Source organism: Sedimentisphaera salicampi, assembly GCF_002117005.1.
Taxonomy (GTDB): domain Bacteria; phylum Planctomycetota; class Phycisphaerae; order Sedimentisphaerales; family Sedimentisphaeraceae; genus Sedimentisphaera; species Sedimentisphaera salicampi.
In genome coordinates this window covers 2,506,372-2,524,024 of record NZ_CP021023.1, presented here as the reverse complement: position 1 = coordinate 2,524,024, position 17,653 = coordinate 2,506,372, and the positions used below count along the sequence as shown (strand labels likewise).

Below are 17,653 nucleotides of genomic sequence, written 5' to 3'. Positions count from 1 at the left end.
TAATTCCCAAGTTAAGGGACTAATCAAACTCATCACCTTTGAATGTCTTGCCCAGATAGCTCTTTCGCACCAGCTCATCCTTAATAATCTCAGCTGGCCGGCCTGAGGCAATCACACTGCCGTGATCCATAATATATGCCTTATCCACGATTTCCAGTGTCCTCTCCACATTATGGTCTGTTATGAGTATGCTCACGCCGGAGCTGTGGAGGTTTTCAATTTCTTTTTGCAGCTCTTCAACCGCTATCGGATCTACCCCGCTGAAAGGCTCATCGAGAAATATCAGCGAGGGGTTTGTTGCCATTGCCCTTGCGATTTCGAGCTTGCGCCTTTCTCCGCCGGAGAGGAGCCTCGCCTGCGAGCGGTAAACCTCAGTGAGCCCGAAGGTTTCGCAGAGTTCTTCGGCCTTGAGAATGCGCTGCGCCTTTGTCATTTTCAGGGTCTCGAGTATAGCGAGCAGATTATCACGCACAGAGAGCCTCTGGAATACGCTGGGCTCCTGAGATAAATACCCCATCCCCTTTCGCGCACGCTTATACATCGGCATCCGGCCTACCTGATGGCCGTCAAAATACACCTGTCCCTCGTCGGGGATGATCATTCCGATGCACATCCTGAATGATGTGGTTTTCCCTGCACCGTTTCTGCCCAGCAGACCCACAATCTCTTTCTTCCTCACAGAAAGCGAGACATGGTTTACCACGGCTCTGCCGGAGAATTTCTTCACCAGTCCTCTTGTTTCAAGCAGTTTATCTGACACGTTTGTTCCCTGTTAGCAAATAGTTTAAGGGATTATATTTAATGAAACAGTTTTAGCAAGAACGGCAACTGCTCTGAAGGATTTTAATATCGAAAAACCAAACTAAGCCTGTCCGAGCTCAAGTCATTTTTTTGACACGGTTTCGCAGAAGTTCAGAAACTCCTGAAAGCTTACCAAATCGGAAGGGTCGTACATTACCCTCCGCATAAGACCTTTCAAAAACTGCTCATTGGATGCGTATCTCGGATTTCGTTTGGTGTAAACCATATTCTGCTCCTTGAATACCTCCTGAAGGTAGTCGGTATGAAATCTTGCAGTAGTGGAAAAATGCGGGCCTTCCTCTCGGGCATCGGTATCGTCAACGTAATTTGGCATATTTTCGGGGTTGTTGAAATTGATGTCGTAGTAGTCTATGTATCTTTTGAGCTTCTCCCGCTTCGGCGAGGGCGGAATCATCTCCCGATTGCCCAAAAGCCATGTTTCGATGCACCTGTTCTGCACTACCACCTGCACCTTCACATTACCAAGTTCCCGCTTATATCGACGCTGCACCTCTGCAACCTCGCTCTTTCTCTGCTCTACGCTCAGCTCCTCGGCGTCAACCACTACTACCAGATAATCGTATTTCTCTTTCAATCTGGCCACATCAAGGATAGCGTTCGGCAGGTGATTCTTTATCAGCGAGGGGATTCCGTAGCCGCTGACAATGTAGTAATTGTTCTGCTCTACTTGATCGAAGCTGTACACCCTCTCGAATTTCGGCAGAAGCACTGAAAGCCATGCCGGATAGAGCTTAAACTCAGTACATTTGCCTTCTACTAAGATATAAAGATTCATTGCAAGCTGATTCCGTCGATGTAGTCCTGAGTGTTGATTAGCTGTATAAACGCCTCGTGATTCGATTTGCCGAGCCCGAGGCTCTCAGCATCTTTTATACGCACCATCCCCTTATTGCGAACTACAACCCGCCAGAAACGCTGGTCGATATTGTTTATTATGTAGGGGTGATGGCTGGTTATGATAAACTGAAGCCTGCGGGACTGGCCGAGGATTATATCCGTAAGGATGTTGATGCAGTTGATCCCGAGGCTGTTCTCGAATTCGTCGATTAGAATTACCGAGCCCTCCGGCCACAGGTGAGACTGAGTGATCTGGTAGAATGTTTTGTGCATACCTGCTGAGAGCCGCTTCTGGTTTACCCAGCCCGGAACTCCCTTCTCCTTCACAAGCACCGTTGGGCATACCACAAACCGCCCGTTGATGAATTGCTCGTTGCTGTTTACCACAACATCCTCCACCTGCTGAAACACATCGATAAACTCATCGCGTATTTCCTCGAACGTATCGAAGCAGTTGGAGAATATAAGGCTGAGCTTAATCCCGATCGAAAGCTCACTTTCCCGGATTTTCTTGAGCGTATCAAGCTTGGAAACTGCAAGCTCAAATTCGTTCAGGTTCAGCATAGACATCTCCGGAGCCTCGTTGTAGGCCATGGAGCTGCTGACAATCTTGTTCATCTCCTTGCTGGCCGGGGCTATGAGATCCTCGAATTTAAGAAGATTTAAGGCGCTCTGGCTCGAATCGAGCTTTGGCGTTTTCCGGCCGTTAAGGACTATTGATTCGGCATCTCTTTCCAGAATGGTTTTGCCGTTGAGGCTGAGAAATTCACGCTCGATTTTGGGCTTTTCCGCCCCATGGCTCACAAAATCGGGCAGAGATATACTCTGTTCTGCGATGTGCTCGAGGGTTTCAAAGCCTGCCTCCCAGCGGTATTCATCTTTACCGGATGTTTGGAATACCAGCGAAAAGCTTATGCCGTTGTATGTCTCACCGCCAGCTATCTGCGATACCACACGAAGCGAATTGAGGATCTGCGTTTTCCCAACGCCTGAGATACCTACAAGCAGGTTCAGATCGTTGAAATTCGACTCAGCAAGTTCCCACTTGTTTATGGTATCTGAATATGAAAAACTCTTTATCTGCATAATATTCCCTTCCCAGAGACAATCCGGTTTTACAGCGGCAAGCTAAATATAAACCAACAGCGAAAAAAATGCAATATTAGTGTTAAATTAAAAAATCCGCCTTGCACGCTGAAGAGGGATGAAAATGCCAATGGTGAGACTCGAACTCACGGCCCCTGCTTTACGAAAGCAGTGCTCTGCCAACTGAGCTACATTGGCGATTGGGAAAATTATATTCCTTTGTGCTTTTATCGCAAGCTTTCTCGTTTTGGCATACTCGCCGCCTCCGCCCTGTTCTCTGCGTCCTGAACTAAAATCTGCATTGCAGCTGCGCAAGGCCTTCGCTTTATACAATTGTGATTTGTCAGTTTTTGCTTTGAAGATTCCTTACAGCATTCAGTAATCTCTTATGCACGCCGGCGTCCAATTGCTTCGGTTATTGCTTTACACAAACGGGTAATTTGATACCATTACGCTGAAAATTATCAGCTTGAATTGGTACAGGTTAATTATGGCAAAAGAACTATCGAAAGTTTATAACCCTCGAGAAATAGAGCAGTTTGCAGAAAAGCTTTGGCTTGATGCCGGCAGCTTCCATACAGAACCGCCTTCAAAGGGCGGTAAAAACAGCAAGGCATACACAATCGTAATCCCGCCTCCGAACGTAACGGGAATGCTGCACATGGGACACGCCCTGAACAATACGCTGCAGGATGTGATTATCCGCTTCAAGCGTATGCAGGGCTATAACACCCTCTGGATGCCCGGGACAGACCACGCCGGCATTGCCACTCAGAGCGTAGTGGAGAAAAAACTCCATTCTGAGCAGGGCAAAACCCGCCACGATGTGGGGCGCGAGGGTCTTGTCCAGATGATATGGGACTGGAAGCAGCAGTATGGAGACACAATCCTCGAGCAGCTCAAGGGAATCGGCGCAAGCTGCGACTGGCAGCGCACACGCTTCACCCTTGATGATATGTGCGCAAGGGCAGTTCGCAGAACGTTCTACAAGCTATTCAGCGACAGGCTCATATACAAGGGCAAAAGGCTTGTAAACTGGGATCCGCACCTCCAAACGGCAGTGGCTGATGATGAGGTTGTGCATAAAACAGTGCAGGGGAATTTCTACTATATGAAATATCCGCTCTCAGATGGAAGCGAAGAAGTTATGATCGCAACCACAAGACCTGAAACAATGCTCGGGGATACCGCAGTTGCGGTAAACCCCAAGGATGAGCGCGCAGAGGAGCTGGTGGGCAAGATGATAGACCTCCCGCTAACGGGGAGAAAAATACCGATAATAGCTGATGATTATGTAAAGCGAGGCGAGGGAACGGGCTTTCTGAAAGTAACCCCTGCCCACGACCCAAACGATTATGAAATCGGCCTGCGACACGATCTCGAGAGAATCAACATCCTCACGCCGGAGGGATACATAAACGAAAACGGAGGTGATTTCCAAGGGCTCGAGAGATTCGAGGCTCGCAAGCGAGTAGTGGAAAAGCTTGAGGAGCAGGGGTTATTAGTGAAAATTGAACCTCGGGAACAGGAAGTTGGCCATAGCGACCGCAGCGGCGTTATTATCGAGCCTTATCTCTCAGATCAATGGTTCGTGAAGGTTGCACCGCTCGCTGAGCCTGCGATTGAAGTGCTCAAGGAAGGCCGGCTGAAGTTCCACCCGAAACGCTACGAAAGCGCATATATCGACTGGCTTGAGGGAATAAGAGACTGGTGCATAAGCAGGCAGCTCTGGTGGGGGCACAGGATCCCGATATGGAGCGTTGAGCTGGAGGTTGACAGGCCTGTGGAGCACGCAAACGAAGACCCGATACCGGACGAAATCAAAACCGCCCTGAGCAACAAAACCGGCGTAAGCTGGCTCGAATTTACCGAAGACCTCGGCGAATTTTCCGTGCAGATGTTCCCTGATGAAGAAGAGCCCACAAAGGTGCGCATTGATATATGTATATCAGAACAGGACAGCACAGCAGAATCCCTGCTCGAGAAGCACGGCTTCCAGAGAGACCCGGACGTACTCGATACGTGGTTCAGCTCTGCGCTTTGGCCCTTCAGCACTCTCGGCTGGCCGGAAGAGACAGAAGAGCTCAAATTCTACTACCCAACAGACCTGCTGATCACCTCACGCGATATCATCACGCTCTGGGTGTCCAGAATGGTGATGATGGGGCTGTACAATATGAAAGATGTGCCTTTCAGCGATGTTTTCATACACGGCAAAATTCTCGACGGCAACGGCGAAACAATGAGCAAAAGCAAGGGCAACGGCATAGACCCCCTTGCAATTATCGATCATTACGGTGCAGATGCGATGCGTTTCAGCCTCGCCAATATGACCACCGAGAATCAGGATATGCGTATGCCTGTGAAGCAGGATGACCAGGGCAGGAATATCAGCAGCAAGTTTGACATAGGCAGGAATTTCTGCAACAAGCTCTGGAACGCATCTCGCTTTGCAATGATGAACCTCGAGAATATGAGCCATGATCAGTTCGATCCTGATAAGATGGATATTACAGACCGCTGGATTCTATCCCGCCTTGAAGATACGGTGTGTTATGTAACCGACATGCTGGGCGAGTATAAGTTCAGCGAGCCGGCAGGAGCGATTTACCGCTTCTTCTGGAACGACCTTTGCGACTGGTACCTCGAATGGGGCAAGCCGCGGATGAAAGACGAAAGCCAAAAGCCGATATTCCAGAACGTGCTTGCGTTTGTCCTCGATAATACGCTGAGGATTATGCATCCGTTTATGCCTTTCATTACTGAAGGCATATTCCAGACGCTCTCAGAATACACCAATGGAAGAGGGTTGAAAGGGCTAACAGATATAGACACTGAAAATCTGCTGATCGAGGCAAATTGGCCGGACAGTGATCTCAAGCAGTTCCGCAATCCCGATGTTGAGCAGCAGATAAGCGAAGTGCAGACGATAATAAAGAGCATTCGTGAGGTGAGAAGTCAGTACAATATCGCCCCGAAGCAGAAGATAAAGGCCGGAATCTCAGCCCCTGAGAGCTATCATAAGCTTTATGAGAGCTGCCGCGGGCTTATTATGAATCTTGCTGGGCTCGAGAGCCTCGAAGTAGCCGAAAACATACAGCGGGAGGGAACAACCGCCACAAACGTTATCGGCGAGATTGAAGTTTTTGTACACGGCGTGATAGACCCGGAGGCCGAGAAGAACCGCCTCGAAAAACAGAAGCAAGACCTGCTCAAGGCCGCTAAGGCTGTAGAGGGAAGGCTCTCCAATGAAAATTACGTAAAAAATGCCCCTCCTGCTATCGTGCAGGATTCGAGAAATAAACTCGCAGAGCTTAGCGAGCAGATTGAGGCAGTTGAAAAGCTCATTGCAGAACTCTGAATTTGTTTGGAAGCTGCAGCAATCTGCTCCCGTGAAGTCTTATCGAAGCGGAAAATGCCCGCGGAAAACAGCGTCGGAGCGAAGGCTCCCAGCTGTAAGATTGCGAAACGTGAAAAGCCGGCGGTAAGCAGCATGTGTTCTCTGTGCGAATGTTTAACGGGTTCGCCCTTGCGGACTACGCTAAAGTAATTATCATTTTTTGCAGCACAGGAGCAGGCTATAAACAGGGATTTAAGTTTCTTGAGTTCGCTGGTTTTGTATTCCCCCTTATATTTTGGCTTGACATTGTGCTTTGATGTGATATAATTTGTGTAGAAATAGTTTTGGCAAAAACCTTTCTGGATAGAAAGCAATTATGGAAATCAGCGAGACTGATTACGAAGTTAGAATACTTCGCTCTGTTAGAAGAATCATCAGAGCGGTTGATATTCATTCCCGCAGGATCAATTCAAAATTTAATGTTACAGTTCCACAGATGTTGTGTCTTTATTCCCTGGCGAGGAGACCTGAAAAGACGATGTCTGAGCTGTCCAGAGATGTTAATCTCGGCGCAAGTACTGTAAACGGAATAGCCGACAGGCTGGAGGCCAAGAGCTTGGTTCGGCGGCAAAGATCCAAAAAGGACAGAAGGAAGGTTTATCTGGAACTCACAGATCATGGAAAAGAAATAATCAAAAAAGCTCCTCCTCTCCTTCAGGAAACGGTGGAAAAGCAGCTTAGAAAGCTCCCTGAGCTTGAACAGGCAGCAATTGCCCTTTCCATGGAGAGGATGGTACTGCTTATGGAAGCTGAGGATATAGATGCCTCGCCTAATTTGCTTCCGGGATAAATTTGTGGTTAAATTGAAAGGAATTTTTTGAAACTTACTTCGAATCAAAGACAAATTTTCGACAATATAGACAGCGATGCCGCTCTTTCTAAGTGGCAGGACTGGAAATGGCAGATAAAACACTGCGTACACGACCTTAAAACTTTTGAAGAACTTCTGGAAGTTAAGCTTCCGGAGGAAGTTCACGAGCAGTTTAAGAAAACTGTAAAGAAGTTTCCGATGTCTATCACCCCTTACTATCTCTCTCTGATAAACACCGATGATATTTTGAACGACCCGATATTTATGCAGGGTTTCCCCTCCGGCAAGGAGCTGGATATTGATGAATACGACATGGAAGACCCCCTCCACGAAGACAACGACAGCCCCATGGAGTGCATCACCCACCGCTACCCGGACAGGGTTCTCTTTATGGTGTCCAATACGTGCTCGATGTACTGCAGGCACTGTACCCGCAAGAGGAGAGTGGGCGATAAAGACAGCATACCCAACAAAAAGGAGCTTCTTGCGGGAATCGAATATATAAAGAACCACCCGCAGATACGCGACGTGCTTCTCAGCGGCGGGGATCCGTTCCTGCTCTCCGATAATATGATAGACTGGCTGCTCACCGAGCTGCGCGCTATTGAGAGCGTTGAGATCATCAGGATCGGCACGAGAACTCCAGTAGTTCTCCCCCAGAGGATTACCCCAGAGCTGGTTGAAATACTCAAAAAGCATCAGCCTGTTTGGGTTAATACACACTTCAACCACCCGAGGGAAATCACCTCCTCATCCAGAAGGGCATTGCGCCTTATGGCAGACGGCGGCCTCCCTCTCGGGAATCAGTCTGTTCTGCTTGCAGGCGTGAACGACTGCCCTCGTATTATGCGTGCTCTTGTGCATAAGCTTGCATACAACAGGGTTCGGCCGTATTACCTGTATCAGTGCGACCTTTCCGAAGGGCTGAGCCATTTCCGCACACCAATAGGTAAGGGAATCGAGATTATCGAGAGCCTTATCGGCCATACCAGCGGCTTCTGCGTGCCTACGTACGTTATAGATGCCCCGGGCGGAGGCGGAAAGATTCCTGTTATGCCGAATTATCTCATCTCATGGTCCACCAACAAGGTGGTGCTGAGGAATTATGAAGGCGTTATTACAACATACAACGAGCCGAATTCATACGAGCCGTCATTTTGCGACAGGAAATGCGAGAAGTGTAATCTCCAGCTGTCCCTTGATGATGCCGATGAATATAAGAGCCTCGGCATAAGCAAGCTGCTCGGCGATTACGATGAGACCATCTCACTTGTGCCGGAGAACAACTCGCGACATGAGCGGAGAGATTCTTATCAATAATCAAAACAACAGCGAATATCAGGACAGGGTTATCGATTTCGAAGGCGCTCAGGTGCAGTACGGCGTCTTGAGCGACAGGGTGTATATCATGGACACCGGAAACGCCGCTTTCCCTGATTTCCTGATTAACATAGAGGAATTTGCAAGAGGTGAAGGTCTTGGCAAGATTTTTGCCAAGACGCCTCTTTCCAAAAGCTCACATTTCCGCAGGCAGGGCTTCAGAACGGAAGGCCTTATCCCAAAATTCTACAGCGGGAAAGAACACGGAGTGTTTATGAGCAAATTTCTCAAGCCGGAAAGAGCCCGCAGCGACGAGCTGGACTTGATAAACGAGATCGTGTCCAAAGGTGCGGCCATGAAACAGTCGCTGAAAAAGCTTCCTGAAGGCTTTGCTCTGCAGGAATGCCTCAGGGAAGACTGTGAAAATATGGCCGAGGTTTATCGCAAGGTATTCGAGACCTACCCTTTTCCTATTCACGACCCCGATTACCTGCTGGAAACTATGCACGACAACGTGAGTTATTACTGCGTCCGCAATGAAAATGGCGAGATTATCGCCCTGAGCTCTGCGGAGAAAGACCTCGAAAAGAATAATGCCGAGATGACAGATTTCGCAGCCCTGCCCCAGAGCAGAGGTATGGGGCTTGCCGGCATCCTGCTTGCAGAAATGGAGAAATGCGAAGCTGCTAAAGGCATTAAAACCGCCTACACAATTGCAAGAGCCGTTTCGCACGGTATGAATTTCACCTTCGCCCGCGCCGGCTACAAATACGGCGGAACACTCATCAACAACACAAACATCTCCGGACGAATCGAATCAATGAACCTCTGGTACAAACCCTTAGGCTGAAAAGCCTCTACATAACAAATCCCACATAAACTATTATTCAAAGCCTGAATAAACTTTTTATGAATTTTTTCAAATAATAATAATTTTTTTAGAAAAAACTCATTTCGTATGCGAATACTTTGTAGGATAGCAGATTCAAGGCTTAGGATAATTTTATGAATTCAGAACAGTTCACCCAAAAAATTCTGACTGAAAGCAAGTTCATCTATCAATATATTATATTTTTAGTTCCCAATGCCTCAGATGCAGAGGACATTCTTCAAGAAACCACTCTCATAATGTGGAGAAAACTCGATACTTATGACGACAATAGCAGTTTTGTAGGATGGGGAAGAGGCATAGCGAGGAATTGCATCAGAAATTTCTGGCGAAAAAAAAGAAGAATGAACTATCTTGGAGATGATCTGGTGAAACTGATAGAGGAAGAGTCTTTTTCTGGAGGCAATAATGAAACCCAGCAGGAGAAACTTCTCCAGGAATGCATCCAGCTTATATCCAAAAACGAGAGAAAGATGCTCTTTATGAGGTATGAAAAAGGTAGTACATTAAAGGAAATAGCCTGCAATCTTGGTATGTCTATTAATATGACATTCCGAAAGCTGGCTAGGATTCACGATACACTAGCAAGATGCATAGGCAGAAAAATCTCTGAAAACTAATGGCAAAGAAGATAAACAAAGGTTCGCTAAGCAGATTGATTCTAAGCAGTCTTGAGGGCAAGGCCAGCCCAGAGCAGATGGAATCTATGTTTAAACTGTTGGAAAATAGCTCCGAAGCAAGAAAGTATTATTACGATTATCTCACTGTTTTTACTAAGCTTAAAAATGGGGATGCTCTTCTAAAATATGAGGCTGATAATTCTTCAGATATTGAACAGGATATTAATCTGTGGCTTGAGCTTGCATCATGGGAAAAAAAAGCCCCGTGTTTAAGACGGGGAGTTAGAGATGAAACTCAGGAAATAAAGAAAACAGCTTGCAAAATTCCTGCTGCACCAAGAAAGATTGAAGGCAGGGGAAAACGGATCTTCTGGTTAGCGGTTGCTGGTTTGTTATTTTTAGTCTCCATGATTGCCGTAGAGAACTATGTAAGAACGAGCGGAAATTCAGGGCAAATCAGAAACTTTCAAGATTCTGCTGTTGTAAAAGATGTAATCAATTTTGGCCCTAACTCTGAAAATGAATTAGAAAAAGGTAAAAAGATATTCCCCTCTGACGGCTTATTCAAAATTCAGTCAGGAATTATCAAGCTTTCATTTGATAAAGGCACACAAGCTGTTATAGAGTCTCCTGCGAATTTCAAGCTTTTGAAGGAAGGGAATATTGAACTGAAAAGGGGCAGCTTCTACGCAAAAGTTCCAGAAAGAGCAATAGGGTTTCAGGTTTTTACTCCTAATTCTAAGATTGTAGATTTAGGAACCGAATTTGGAATTTTTGTGGATGACGACGACGATTCTACTGAGCTGCACGTTAAAAAGGGAAGAACCAACTTCTACCCTAAAAATGAAAATGAGGAGTATTCTTCAGTTTTGGAAGTGAAAGAGGGAGATGCCTGTACGCAGGTAGCTGATATGTGGACACAGTGGATTGACCTAAAAAAGAATTTTTTTACTGAAGATTTTTCTTCTGATAAAGGCGTAATTTACAGAGGAAACAAAGTTATTGAAGTTGGAAAATGGCAAAGAAGAACGCTCAAATCTCTTGAAGATGGCTTTAATGTTGAAGGGAAAATTATAAAGGCAGAGAATTTTGGGAAGGATGCAGTTTCAGTTAATACAAAGGGCTTAAGTTTTGTTGCTGACCGCAGTTTTTACTCCAACAAAGCAACAAGAATTTCCCAGACACAAGAGATTCCTGCCGGCAGCAATGAATTTTCTAATAATCTCTTTTATTCATATCTGGATATTAAAGCGGCTTCAGGAAGAAGAGTGATGATAAAAATCAACAATCTTGTTCCAGAAAAACGCTACAAAATATCTCTCATAGTAGGTTTAGAAGACAAGTGGAGCGGGATCAATTTTTATGGTGTCAATAGAGAGTATATGTGGTGGTTTTCCAGTGATCCAAATAATTACGGTGTAGCAAGCTTCGAGTGGAAAGCTCACAGAGAAGATGCAGAGATAATGATTTTAGCATCAAAGGATAAGTACACGAAATCCAGATTGTTCGGCTATTTCTTGGAAGAAATTGAAGCCACTGAAGGCGAATAACATTGCAAAAGTATTTGGTTTTTAACAGTTTTTTTAATTTTTTAATGAGGTGAATTATGAAGAGAGTAACGTTTTTTTTGGTTGCAGTTATGGCAGTTTCCTGTTTTTCTGGGACATGGGAGGAGGATCGCAATGTAGATCCCACTGATCTGGGTGTCTATCTGGATTCAAGCGGCTATCAGATCAAAGCCAGTAATCTGGCAAACGAGCCTAATGAAGCAGAAATAGCCGGTGTTAATTTTGATACTGATTACAGCAACATATCAGGCAGCAATTGGTATTCGGACGGCTTAGGCTATTATTCAGGGGCCGATGAAAATTATGACAGATTTCTGAACCGTGCTTCTGTTTTCAAAGAATACGGTATGACAATCTCATTCAGCGACCTGATACCGGGAGTTGAATACCGTTTTCAGATTGTAACTGCATGGCCATGGGGATGGCTTAAATACGCAATTGATGCCCCCCAGGGTGAAAGTTTGGTATTTAATTTCGGATCTGGAGATAATGCAAATGCTCTAAATATTGGCACTTATGAATGGGTGGCTGATTCGGAAAATGCGGAGTTTTTCATATACAGCAAGAAGAACAATAAACCAGTTCACGCTTTTGGATATGCACTTTATTCGCCGCTGAATCCTAATCAGGCTCGTGCTCCAGAGCCGGCTGATACTCCTCTGGACGAAGAAGGTGAAGTTGTTGAGCGTGTGGATAGTTACAAGGAAATTCAGCTAAGCTGGATCGCTGGAAATGATGCTGTGAGCCATGATGTATTTTTTGGCGAGTCTTTCGAAGATGTTGATTCAGCAGACACATCAAGTCCAGAGTATGTGGGCAATTTTACGTTAGGCAATGAGAGTTTAGAGGCGGCTATTGAGCCCGATACCACTTATTACTGGAGAATTGATGAGGTAAACTCAGACTCTTCAGTTTCAAAGGGTATTGTCTGGACTTTTTCTTCTTCTGAAGTAAACAGCTACATCCAAGATCCGCTGGCGGTCAATTGGACTGCCAATTCAGCGGCTTCAATGGAGAATGACCCAAATTTCATTCACTGGGATCAAAACGAGATGGAATACGGAGCACTTGCAGTAAATTACGACACCTCAATGTCTCCGGGATATGCACTGGTTACAAGGTCTTTTGCAGAGCCGCTTGATATGACAGAGTTTACTTTTGCTTACAATTCAATGTTTTTCCTATCAGGCAGCGGCTCAGACGAGGCTCCTGTATATGTTGAGTTCGAAGACGGTTCATCCGAATCTGCTGTGATGGAAGTGGATTTCCCTTCATACCTGAAATGGGCTGAAGCAAGATTTTTAAATAATGAGCTGACTTCGCTCGGCGTTGATGTAACCGATATTATCAGCATATCTATCCAAATAGGCAGCAGCGAGAATCCCGAGTCTGGTTTGAGCGGTACACTTTATGTGGACGATTTCAGGGTTATGCCGCCGTTCTATGCAGCTGAGAATTTTCCCGAAGATTTGAATCAGGATGAACTTCTTACCTTTGCGGATTTCTCATGGTTTGCGGATAATTATTTTGCCGCAGATGAGACAGTAAATGCGGTAAAACCTTCCGAAGATCCCAACTATTTGAGGTGCTGGTATAAATTTGATTCTGCCAGCGGTGAACAAGTGGTAGATCATTCAGGGAATTCAGCTGACTGTAATAACGAAAATATTATTTGGGACACCGAGGACAGCTTTGATGAATCTGTAGAAGGTAATTCGAGCATAGTATTTGACGGGAGTTATCTGCTTTATGTATGGGGGCTTACATTTGGCGAACTGGCTGAACCAGAAGAAGCAACCGTTTCAATGTGGGTTAAATCTCAGCAGCAGGCTCCAGCAAATGCAGGAGTTTTCAGATTGTACGTAAATAGTACCGGTGATAACGTACTTAGGGCTTCAGTACCTAATTTTGGCGGAAGCTTGGTTATGAATACCGGCACTAACGGATATCTTGCCTCACACAGCTTTGACCCGGTTGATGCGGTTGGCCAGTGGCATCACTATGCCTTTGTTCAGGATGCCGTTGAGGGAACAATGAAGATATATGTTGACGGTGTTCTCACCGCTGAGAAACGCGGTGCCGATGAACCTACACTTCTTGCCGATTCAAATATAGCTCTTGTAGGGGCAAACAGCTGGTCTGATTATTTTACAGGAAAGATGGACGAATTCAGGGTTTATTCCTACGCATTAACTCAGGAAGAAATTGTTTATCTTGCAAAAGGCGAAACTGGCAGCGTTGTCCAGCCGTACGATATGCCTAAATCCTGCGATTTCGATCAGGATGGTGATGTAGATTCCGACGATTTAATCAATCTTTCAGAGCTTTGGCCAGGAGAGCTTCTCTGGCCGGTATCTAAATAAATTCCGCTTATTTTAAACAAAACGAACAAAGGCCTGCTCTGTTTTTCAGGCAGGCCTTTTTTAGGGGAAAAGAATGAAGATACATACTGTTATAATTGTTCTTGTTTTTCAGCAGTTTGCCGCAGCAGGCTCTTGGCAAATAAATAAGAATTTTACGAATCCGGAAGATGCTGCTGTTTTGAGCGGATACGAAATAACAGCAGTAAATGTGGGGAACCCTGGAAACAGTCCGCCTGATGCGGTTGATGTGGAAGTTCAAGGCTTTAGCTACGATAATTCGAATGCAGGTTTGAGCGGTATGGATAATTATGGGGATAAATATTCAGAGGGAGGAGTTTATTATACCGGTGATAATCAGGATTTATTCAACCTTCTTAATACCTACGCAATTGGCCATGATTATCAGGATATGAAGATTAATTTCTCCAATCTCCCTGTTGGTTTTGAGTTGAAAGTGCGTATTTTCCTTGCTTGGCCTTGGAACTGGTGCAAATTCTCGGTAACAGGGGCTGAAGGGGAAAAGAACAATATAAAATGGAGTGATGGGGATAACAGCAATTCAATCATTACCGCTGAATACTCGTGGGTTCCAGACTCTCCGAATGCTGAAATCTCTGCTGTAAGCGAAAAGTCCGGCAAACCGTTTTATCTTATGGGTTATGCCCTTATTAGCGAACAGCATTTATCAGCCTCCAGAGCCCCCTTTCCCCGAGATGGAGGATTTTTGTCTTCCTGTGAGGAAGATTCCCTTTCGTGGATTCCGGGAATCAATTCGGCAGGTCAGATATTATATATTGGAGAATCTCAGGAGAGCGTAGAGCAGGCGGTTAACAGCTCTGAAGATGTTCAAGCATTTAATCTTGGCCCCTTGGTTAAGGATTTTGACATAAGCGAACTTCTTTGTTCAGGGAAACAGTATTTCTGGCGCGTAGATACAGAAACTGATAAACAGAATATTATTAAGGGCGATGTTTGGAGTTTTTCATTGAGTGAAGAGATTGAGATTGAGCAGTGCCCTGCAGCAGATATGTTTACAAGCAGCAGCATCTCTTTGAGCAATGATTCTGATATATGGCATAATCCAGAAGGCGGGGAGTCTTCTTTGAAAATTGATTATCAGCTGGACTCCGCTGAGTTTGGTGGTTTTATGGAATATACATTTGATAAACCGGTCAATCTGGGGATTTTCCAAAGCTCTGTTTTTAATTTTGAAATCCTTTGCGCCGAAGAGAGCGAGCCTGCAAAACTGAAAGCAGTTTTTACTGATTCAAACAATGAAAGCGAAGAGATTTTGCTTTTGAATGATGTTTCTCAGCTCCCGCATTGGCGGTGGAGCCCACAACGCATTGTTTTAAGCAGCCTTTCGGAAGATATAGATGTTTCGAGCATTGTTTCATTTGCTTTTTATTTAGAAAATATTGCAAATTCTCCAGCCAATTCTTCAGGCAGTTTGTGGCTGGATGATTTCTATCTGATGCCCTCTGTGTATATTGAGGAAAAGTTCCCGCAAGACTTGAACTTAGACAGGAGGATTGATCTCAAAGATTTTGCGAAAATGGTGTTTGATTACGATACAGGGGGGCATTGGGTGTATTCTTCGCCTCCGCCGGAATCATCAGGCACTTTAGAAATACACTACAAATTTGATGGGCAGGGGCAATTAGTTCAGGACAGCTCTGGAAATGGCAGGGATGTTATCTGTCAGGAAATAGTAAGAGATTATAATGACAGCTGGGCTAAATCGGATGAAAATGTCGGCTGCGTTTATCTCGACGGAACTTACAGCATATCTTTCTTTGATTGGGGCGGTGATCAAGCCGGCTCTATTACCGGAGGGGCCTCAGGATTCACAGTCGCCTTTTGGTTTAAGGGTGAAAGAGATTTTCTCGAAAAAATGTGTGTTTCAAATGGGGCCTACAAACAGGACAAACTGGAAAGAATTATGTTTCCCGGTAATGAAGGAAATATTGCTTTCGGCAAGGCCTGCTTAAAGGCTGCCCCGCAGGACTGGTCGGAAAGATGGCATCATCTGGCCTTTGTCTTTGAAAAGTCAGAAAAAACATTAAATATTTTCCTTGACGGTGTTTTGAAAGTTGCACAGCAAAAAGAAAAAATCCCTTCTGGCTTTAATCTGTGGCGGGGTTTTAAATTGGGCAAGGATCCTGATCTTGGGTTTTACAAGGGAAAGATTGATGAACTGAGAATCTATTCAACTGCTTTAACTCATCAGCAAATACTCTCTTTGACATCTTGGACAGGAACAAATTCAGCTCTCCAACCGCCTGAAGGAGATATAAATGGAGATGGTGTTTGCGATTATCATGATCTCTTGGGCTTGGCAGCAATTTGGCTCGAAAGTGATTTGACCTGGCCTTAAGAACTGATGAAATTAAAAAAAAGGATAATTATATGAGTGTTACAAGAAGAGAATTTTTGAGAATTTCTGCCGCCACGGCAGCTTCGATAGCTGCCTTGAACGAAAGCTCGAAGGCATTTATAAGCTTTAAAAAATTTAAGAGGCCTAAACGCGTATTGTTTTTAATGACAGACCAGCACAGGCCGCAGGCAATGGGAATCAATAGCGACCCCTACGCCAGAACTCCCGCTTTAGATCAACTTGCCTCTGCTGGAATATATTTTAACAGGGCATACTGTCAGTGTCCGCTTTGTGTGCCGAGCAGAAATGCAATGATGCAGGGATGCCCGTCTCATACTACAGGGGTATGGGCAAACTCTAACTATTCTCATACAGATCTGAAAAGCTATACTCAAATTATGAGAGAGAATGGTATGACAGCAGCTCTATACGGCAAACTCCATATCTTTGGCCGAGACGAGATAGATTGGGATATAAAAAATGGATTGTGGAAATATTCACTATGGAGGCACTTCGAAGAACCGGATGATCTGGAAAATTACAGGATCTCCTCGGATCCCCCTAAAGATAACAGCCCGTCTGTATATACCAAAGAGGCGCATTTCGAATATCAGGTGAAGGAAAGGACAATTCAGTTTATGCGGGATAATATGGATAAAAGCTGGTTTATACAATGCTCCTTTCTGAAACCTCACGGCCCGTATATGCCGCCTAAAGAAAACTGGGATGAGTTTGAAGGTGTGAATTTTCAGCTTCCTCAATATCCTGCTGACGACCTTGATGATGCTCATCCGTATCTTTCATCAGAAGGCGAAGTTCCGCCGGATGATGAAAAAAATGACAGAATGAGGGCATATTACGCAGGATTGAAGTTTTCTGATGATATGTTCAAAGAAGTCCTTGATGAGGTTGACCGTCTCGGAATCAGGGAGGATACTCTTATTGTGTATGTCTCAGACCACGGCGAAATGCTTGGATGCCATCACAAGTGGGGTAAGATGAATTTTTTCGAGGAATCTGTCAGAGTTCCAATTATTATGAGTATGCCTGGTTTAATTCCGCAGGGCAAAAGAAGCGAAGAGCTTGTTGAGCTGATAGATTTATTCCCAACTTTTATGGATATGCTCAAATTTGACACCCCTGAAAATGTTCAGGGCAAGTCTTTGCTGCCCTATCTTATAGGAGAATCAAATAGCCACCGTTCTTTTGTCAGAAGTGAAATGCAGTATTGGGGATGGGGCAAAGCCGTTATGCATTTTGACGGAAGGTTCAAGGTTATCTATGAGCCGGAGCTGGATTCTGTTGATATGTATGATTTACAAAATGACCCCTTAGAAATTACCAATATCTCGGATAATCCAGCATATCAGGATATGATCCAGCAGGTCGTTGATTCTATCAAGAAGTGGTCTAAAATAGACACGAGAGATACGCTTTGGGGGGCTAAGTAAGGTCTCTGAAATTTTATCTACTAATTGTCTTTATTTTTTACTTTACTGACTTGCAAAATAAAATGATTTTACAATACAATTGCTATAATTGGCATACTATTCAGCTCCA

General features: G+C 44.9%; 12 protein-coding genes and 1 tRNA gene. 9 read left to right on the top strand and 4 right to left on the bottom strand.

Annotated elements, in window-relative coordinates:
* Positions 1 to 19 precede the first annotated feature (19 nt).
* The 4 genes from lptB to STSP1_RS09570 form a co-directional block, all read right to left on the bottom strand.
* Positions 20 to 760 carry an LPS export ABC transporter ATP-binding protein gene (lptB, locus tag STSP1_RS09585; protein ID WP_204845135.1) on the bottom strand — a complete coding sequence of 247 codons (741 nt, stop codon included), beginning with the start codon at positions 758 to 760 and terminating at the stop codon, positions 20 to 22.
* Positions 761 to 883: 123 nt separating this feature from the next.
* Positions 884 to 1,597, bottom strand: a complete 714-nt coding sequence (locus STSP1_RS09580) for a DUF4276 family protein (protein ID WP_085756126.1) — start codon at positions 1,595 to 1,597, stop codon at positions 884 to 886.
* Positions 1,594 to 2,745 (bottom strand): AAA family ATPase, encoded by a 1,152-nt coding sequence (locus STSP1_RS09575; protein WP_085756125.1) that lies wholly within the window; start codon positions 2,743 to 2,745, stop codon positions 1,594 to 1,596. The genes STSP1_RS09580 and STSP1_RS09575 overlap by 4 nt, the downstream gene beginning before the upstream one ends.
* A 125-nt stretch (positions 2,746 to 2,870) precedes the next feature.
* A tRNA-Thr gene (locus tag STSP1_RS09570) sits at positions 2,871 to 2,943 on the bottom strand.
* Positions 2,944 to 3,235: 292 nt separating this feature from the next.
* On the opposite strand from STSP1_RS09570, the gene STSP1_RS09565 reads away from it, so the two are divergent.
* From STSP1_RS09565 to STSP1_RS09525, 9 genes are all read left to right on the top strand, one after another.
* Complete coding sequence (locus STSP1_RS09565; RefSeq protein WP_085756124.1) at positions 3,236 to 6,106, top strand: valine--tRNA ligase; 2,871 nt, start codon at positions 3,236 to 3,238, stop codon at positions 6,104 to 6,106.
* A gap of 355 nt (positions 6,107 to 6,461) precedes the next feature.
* Positions 6,462 to 6,935, top strand: a complete 474-nt coding sequence (locus STSP1_RS09560) for a MarR family winged helix-turn-helix transcriptional regulator (protein ID WP_085756123.1) — start codon at positions 6,462 to 6,464, stop codon at positions 6,933 to 6,935.
* Positions 6,936 to 6,962: 27 nt separating this feature from the next.
* Positions 6,963 to 8,276 (top strand): lysine 2,3-aminomutase, encoded by a 1,314-nt coding sequence (gene kamA, locus STSP1_RS09555; RefSeq protein ID WP_085756122.1) that lies wholly within the window; start codon positions 6,963 to 6,965, stop codon positions 8,274 to 8,276.
* Positions 8,251 to 9,126: a putative beta-lysine N-acetyltransferase gene (gene ablB, locus STSP1_RS09550; RefSeq protein ID WP_085756121.1), complete on the top strand. Its 876-nt coding sequence runs from the start codon at positions 8,251 to 8,253 to the stop codon at positions 9,124 to 9,126. Before kamA ends, ablB begins: the two co-directional genes overlap by 26 nt.
* Positions 9,127 to 9,281: 155 nt before the next feature.
* Complete coding sequence (locus STSP1_RS09545; RefSeq protein WP_085756120.1) at positions 9,282 to 9,785, top strand: sigma-70 family RNA polymerase sigma factor; 504 nt, start codon at positions 9,282 to 9,284, stop codon at positions 9,783 to 9,785.
* Positions 9,785 to 11,335 (top strand): FecR domain-containing protein, encoded by a 1,551-nt coding sequence (locus STSP1_RS09540; protein ID WP_085756119.1) that lies wholly within the window; start codon positions 9,785 to 9,787, stop codon positions 11,333 to 11,335. The genes STSP1_RS09545 and STSP1_RS09540 overlap by 1 nt, the downstream gene beginning before the upstream one ends.
* Before the next feature lie 56 nt (positions 11,336 to 11,391).
* The gene (locus STSP1_RS09535; RefSeq protein WP_085756118.1) at positions 11,392 to 13,716 is read left to right on the top strand and encodes a LamG domain-containing protein; all 2,325 of its coding nucleotides are present in this window, start codon (positions 11,392 to 11,394) and stop codon (positions 13,714 to 13,716) included.
* A 73-nt stretch (positions 13,717 to 13,789) separates the two neighbouring features.
* Positions 13,790 to 16,093 carry a LamG domain-containing protein gene (locus tag STSP1_RS09530; RefSeq protein ID WP_085756117.1) on the top strand — a complete coding sequence of 768 codons (2,304 nt, stop codon included), beginning with the start codon at positions 13,790 to 13,792 and terminating at the stop codon, positions 16,091 to 16,093.
* 32 nt (positions 16,094 to 16,125) lie between these two features.
* Positions 16,126 to 17,544 carry a sulfatase family protein gene (locus STSP1_RS09525; RefSeq protein WP_085756116.1) on the top strand — a complete coding sequence of 473 codons (1,419 nt, stop codon included), beginning with the start codon at positions 16,126 to 16,128 and terminating at the stop codon, positions 17,542 to 17,544.
* Positions 17,545 to 17,653 lie beyond the last annotated feature (109 nt).

Excerpts from the sequence above, each read along its gene's own strand:
- STSP1_RS09575 (WP_085756125.1), bottom strand. The coding sequence starts at position 2,745 with ATGCAGATAAAGAGTTTTTCATATTCAGATACCATAAACAAGTGGGAA.
- STSP1_RS09525 (WP_085756116.1), top strand. The coding sequence starts at position 16,126 with ATGAGTGTTACAAGAAGAGAATTTTTGAGAATTTCTGCCGCCACGGCA.
- STSP1_RS09535 (WP_085756118.1), top strand. The coding sequence starts at position 11,392 with ATGAAGAGAGTAACGTTTTTTTTGGTTGCAGTTATGGCAGTTTCCTGT.
- STSP1_RS09530 (WP_085756117.1), top strand. The coding sequence starts at position 13,790 with ATGAAGATACATACTGTTATAATTGTTCTTGTTTTTCAGCAGTTTGCC.
- STSP1_RS09545 (WP_085756120.1), top strand. The coding sequence starts at position 9,282 with ATGAATTCAGAACAGTTCACCCAAAAAATTCTGACTGAAAGCAAGTTC.
- STSP1_RS09560 (WP_085756123.1), top strand. The coding sequence starts at position 6,462 with ATGGAAATCAGCGAGACTGATTACGAAGTTAGAATACTTCGCTCTGTT.
- STSP1_RS09565 (WP_085756124.1), top strand. The coding sequence starts at position 3,236 with ATGGCAAAAGAACTATCGAAAGTTTATAACCCTCGAGAAATAGAGCAG.
- ablB (WP_085756121.1), top strand. The coding sequence starts at position 8,251 with ATGAGCGGAGAGATTCTTATCAATAATCAAAACAACAGCGAATATCAG.
- STSP1_RS09580 (WP_085756126.1), bottom strand. The coding sequence starts at position 1,597 with ATGAATCTTTATATCTTAGTAGAAGGCAAATGTACTGAGTTTAAGCTC.
- STSP1_RS09540 (WP_085756119.1), top strand. The coding sequence starts at position 9,785 with ATGGCAAAGAAGATAAACAAAGGTTCGCTAAGCAGATTGATTCTAAGC.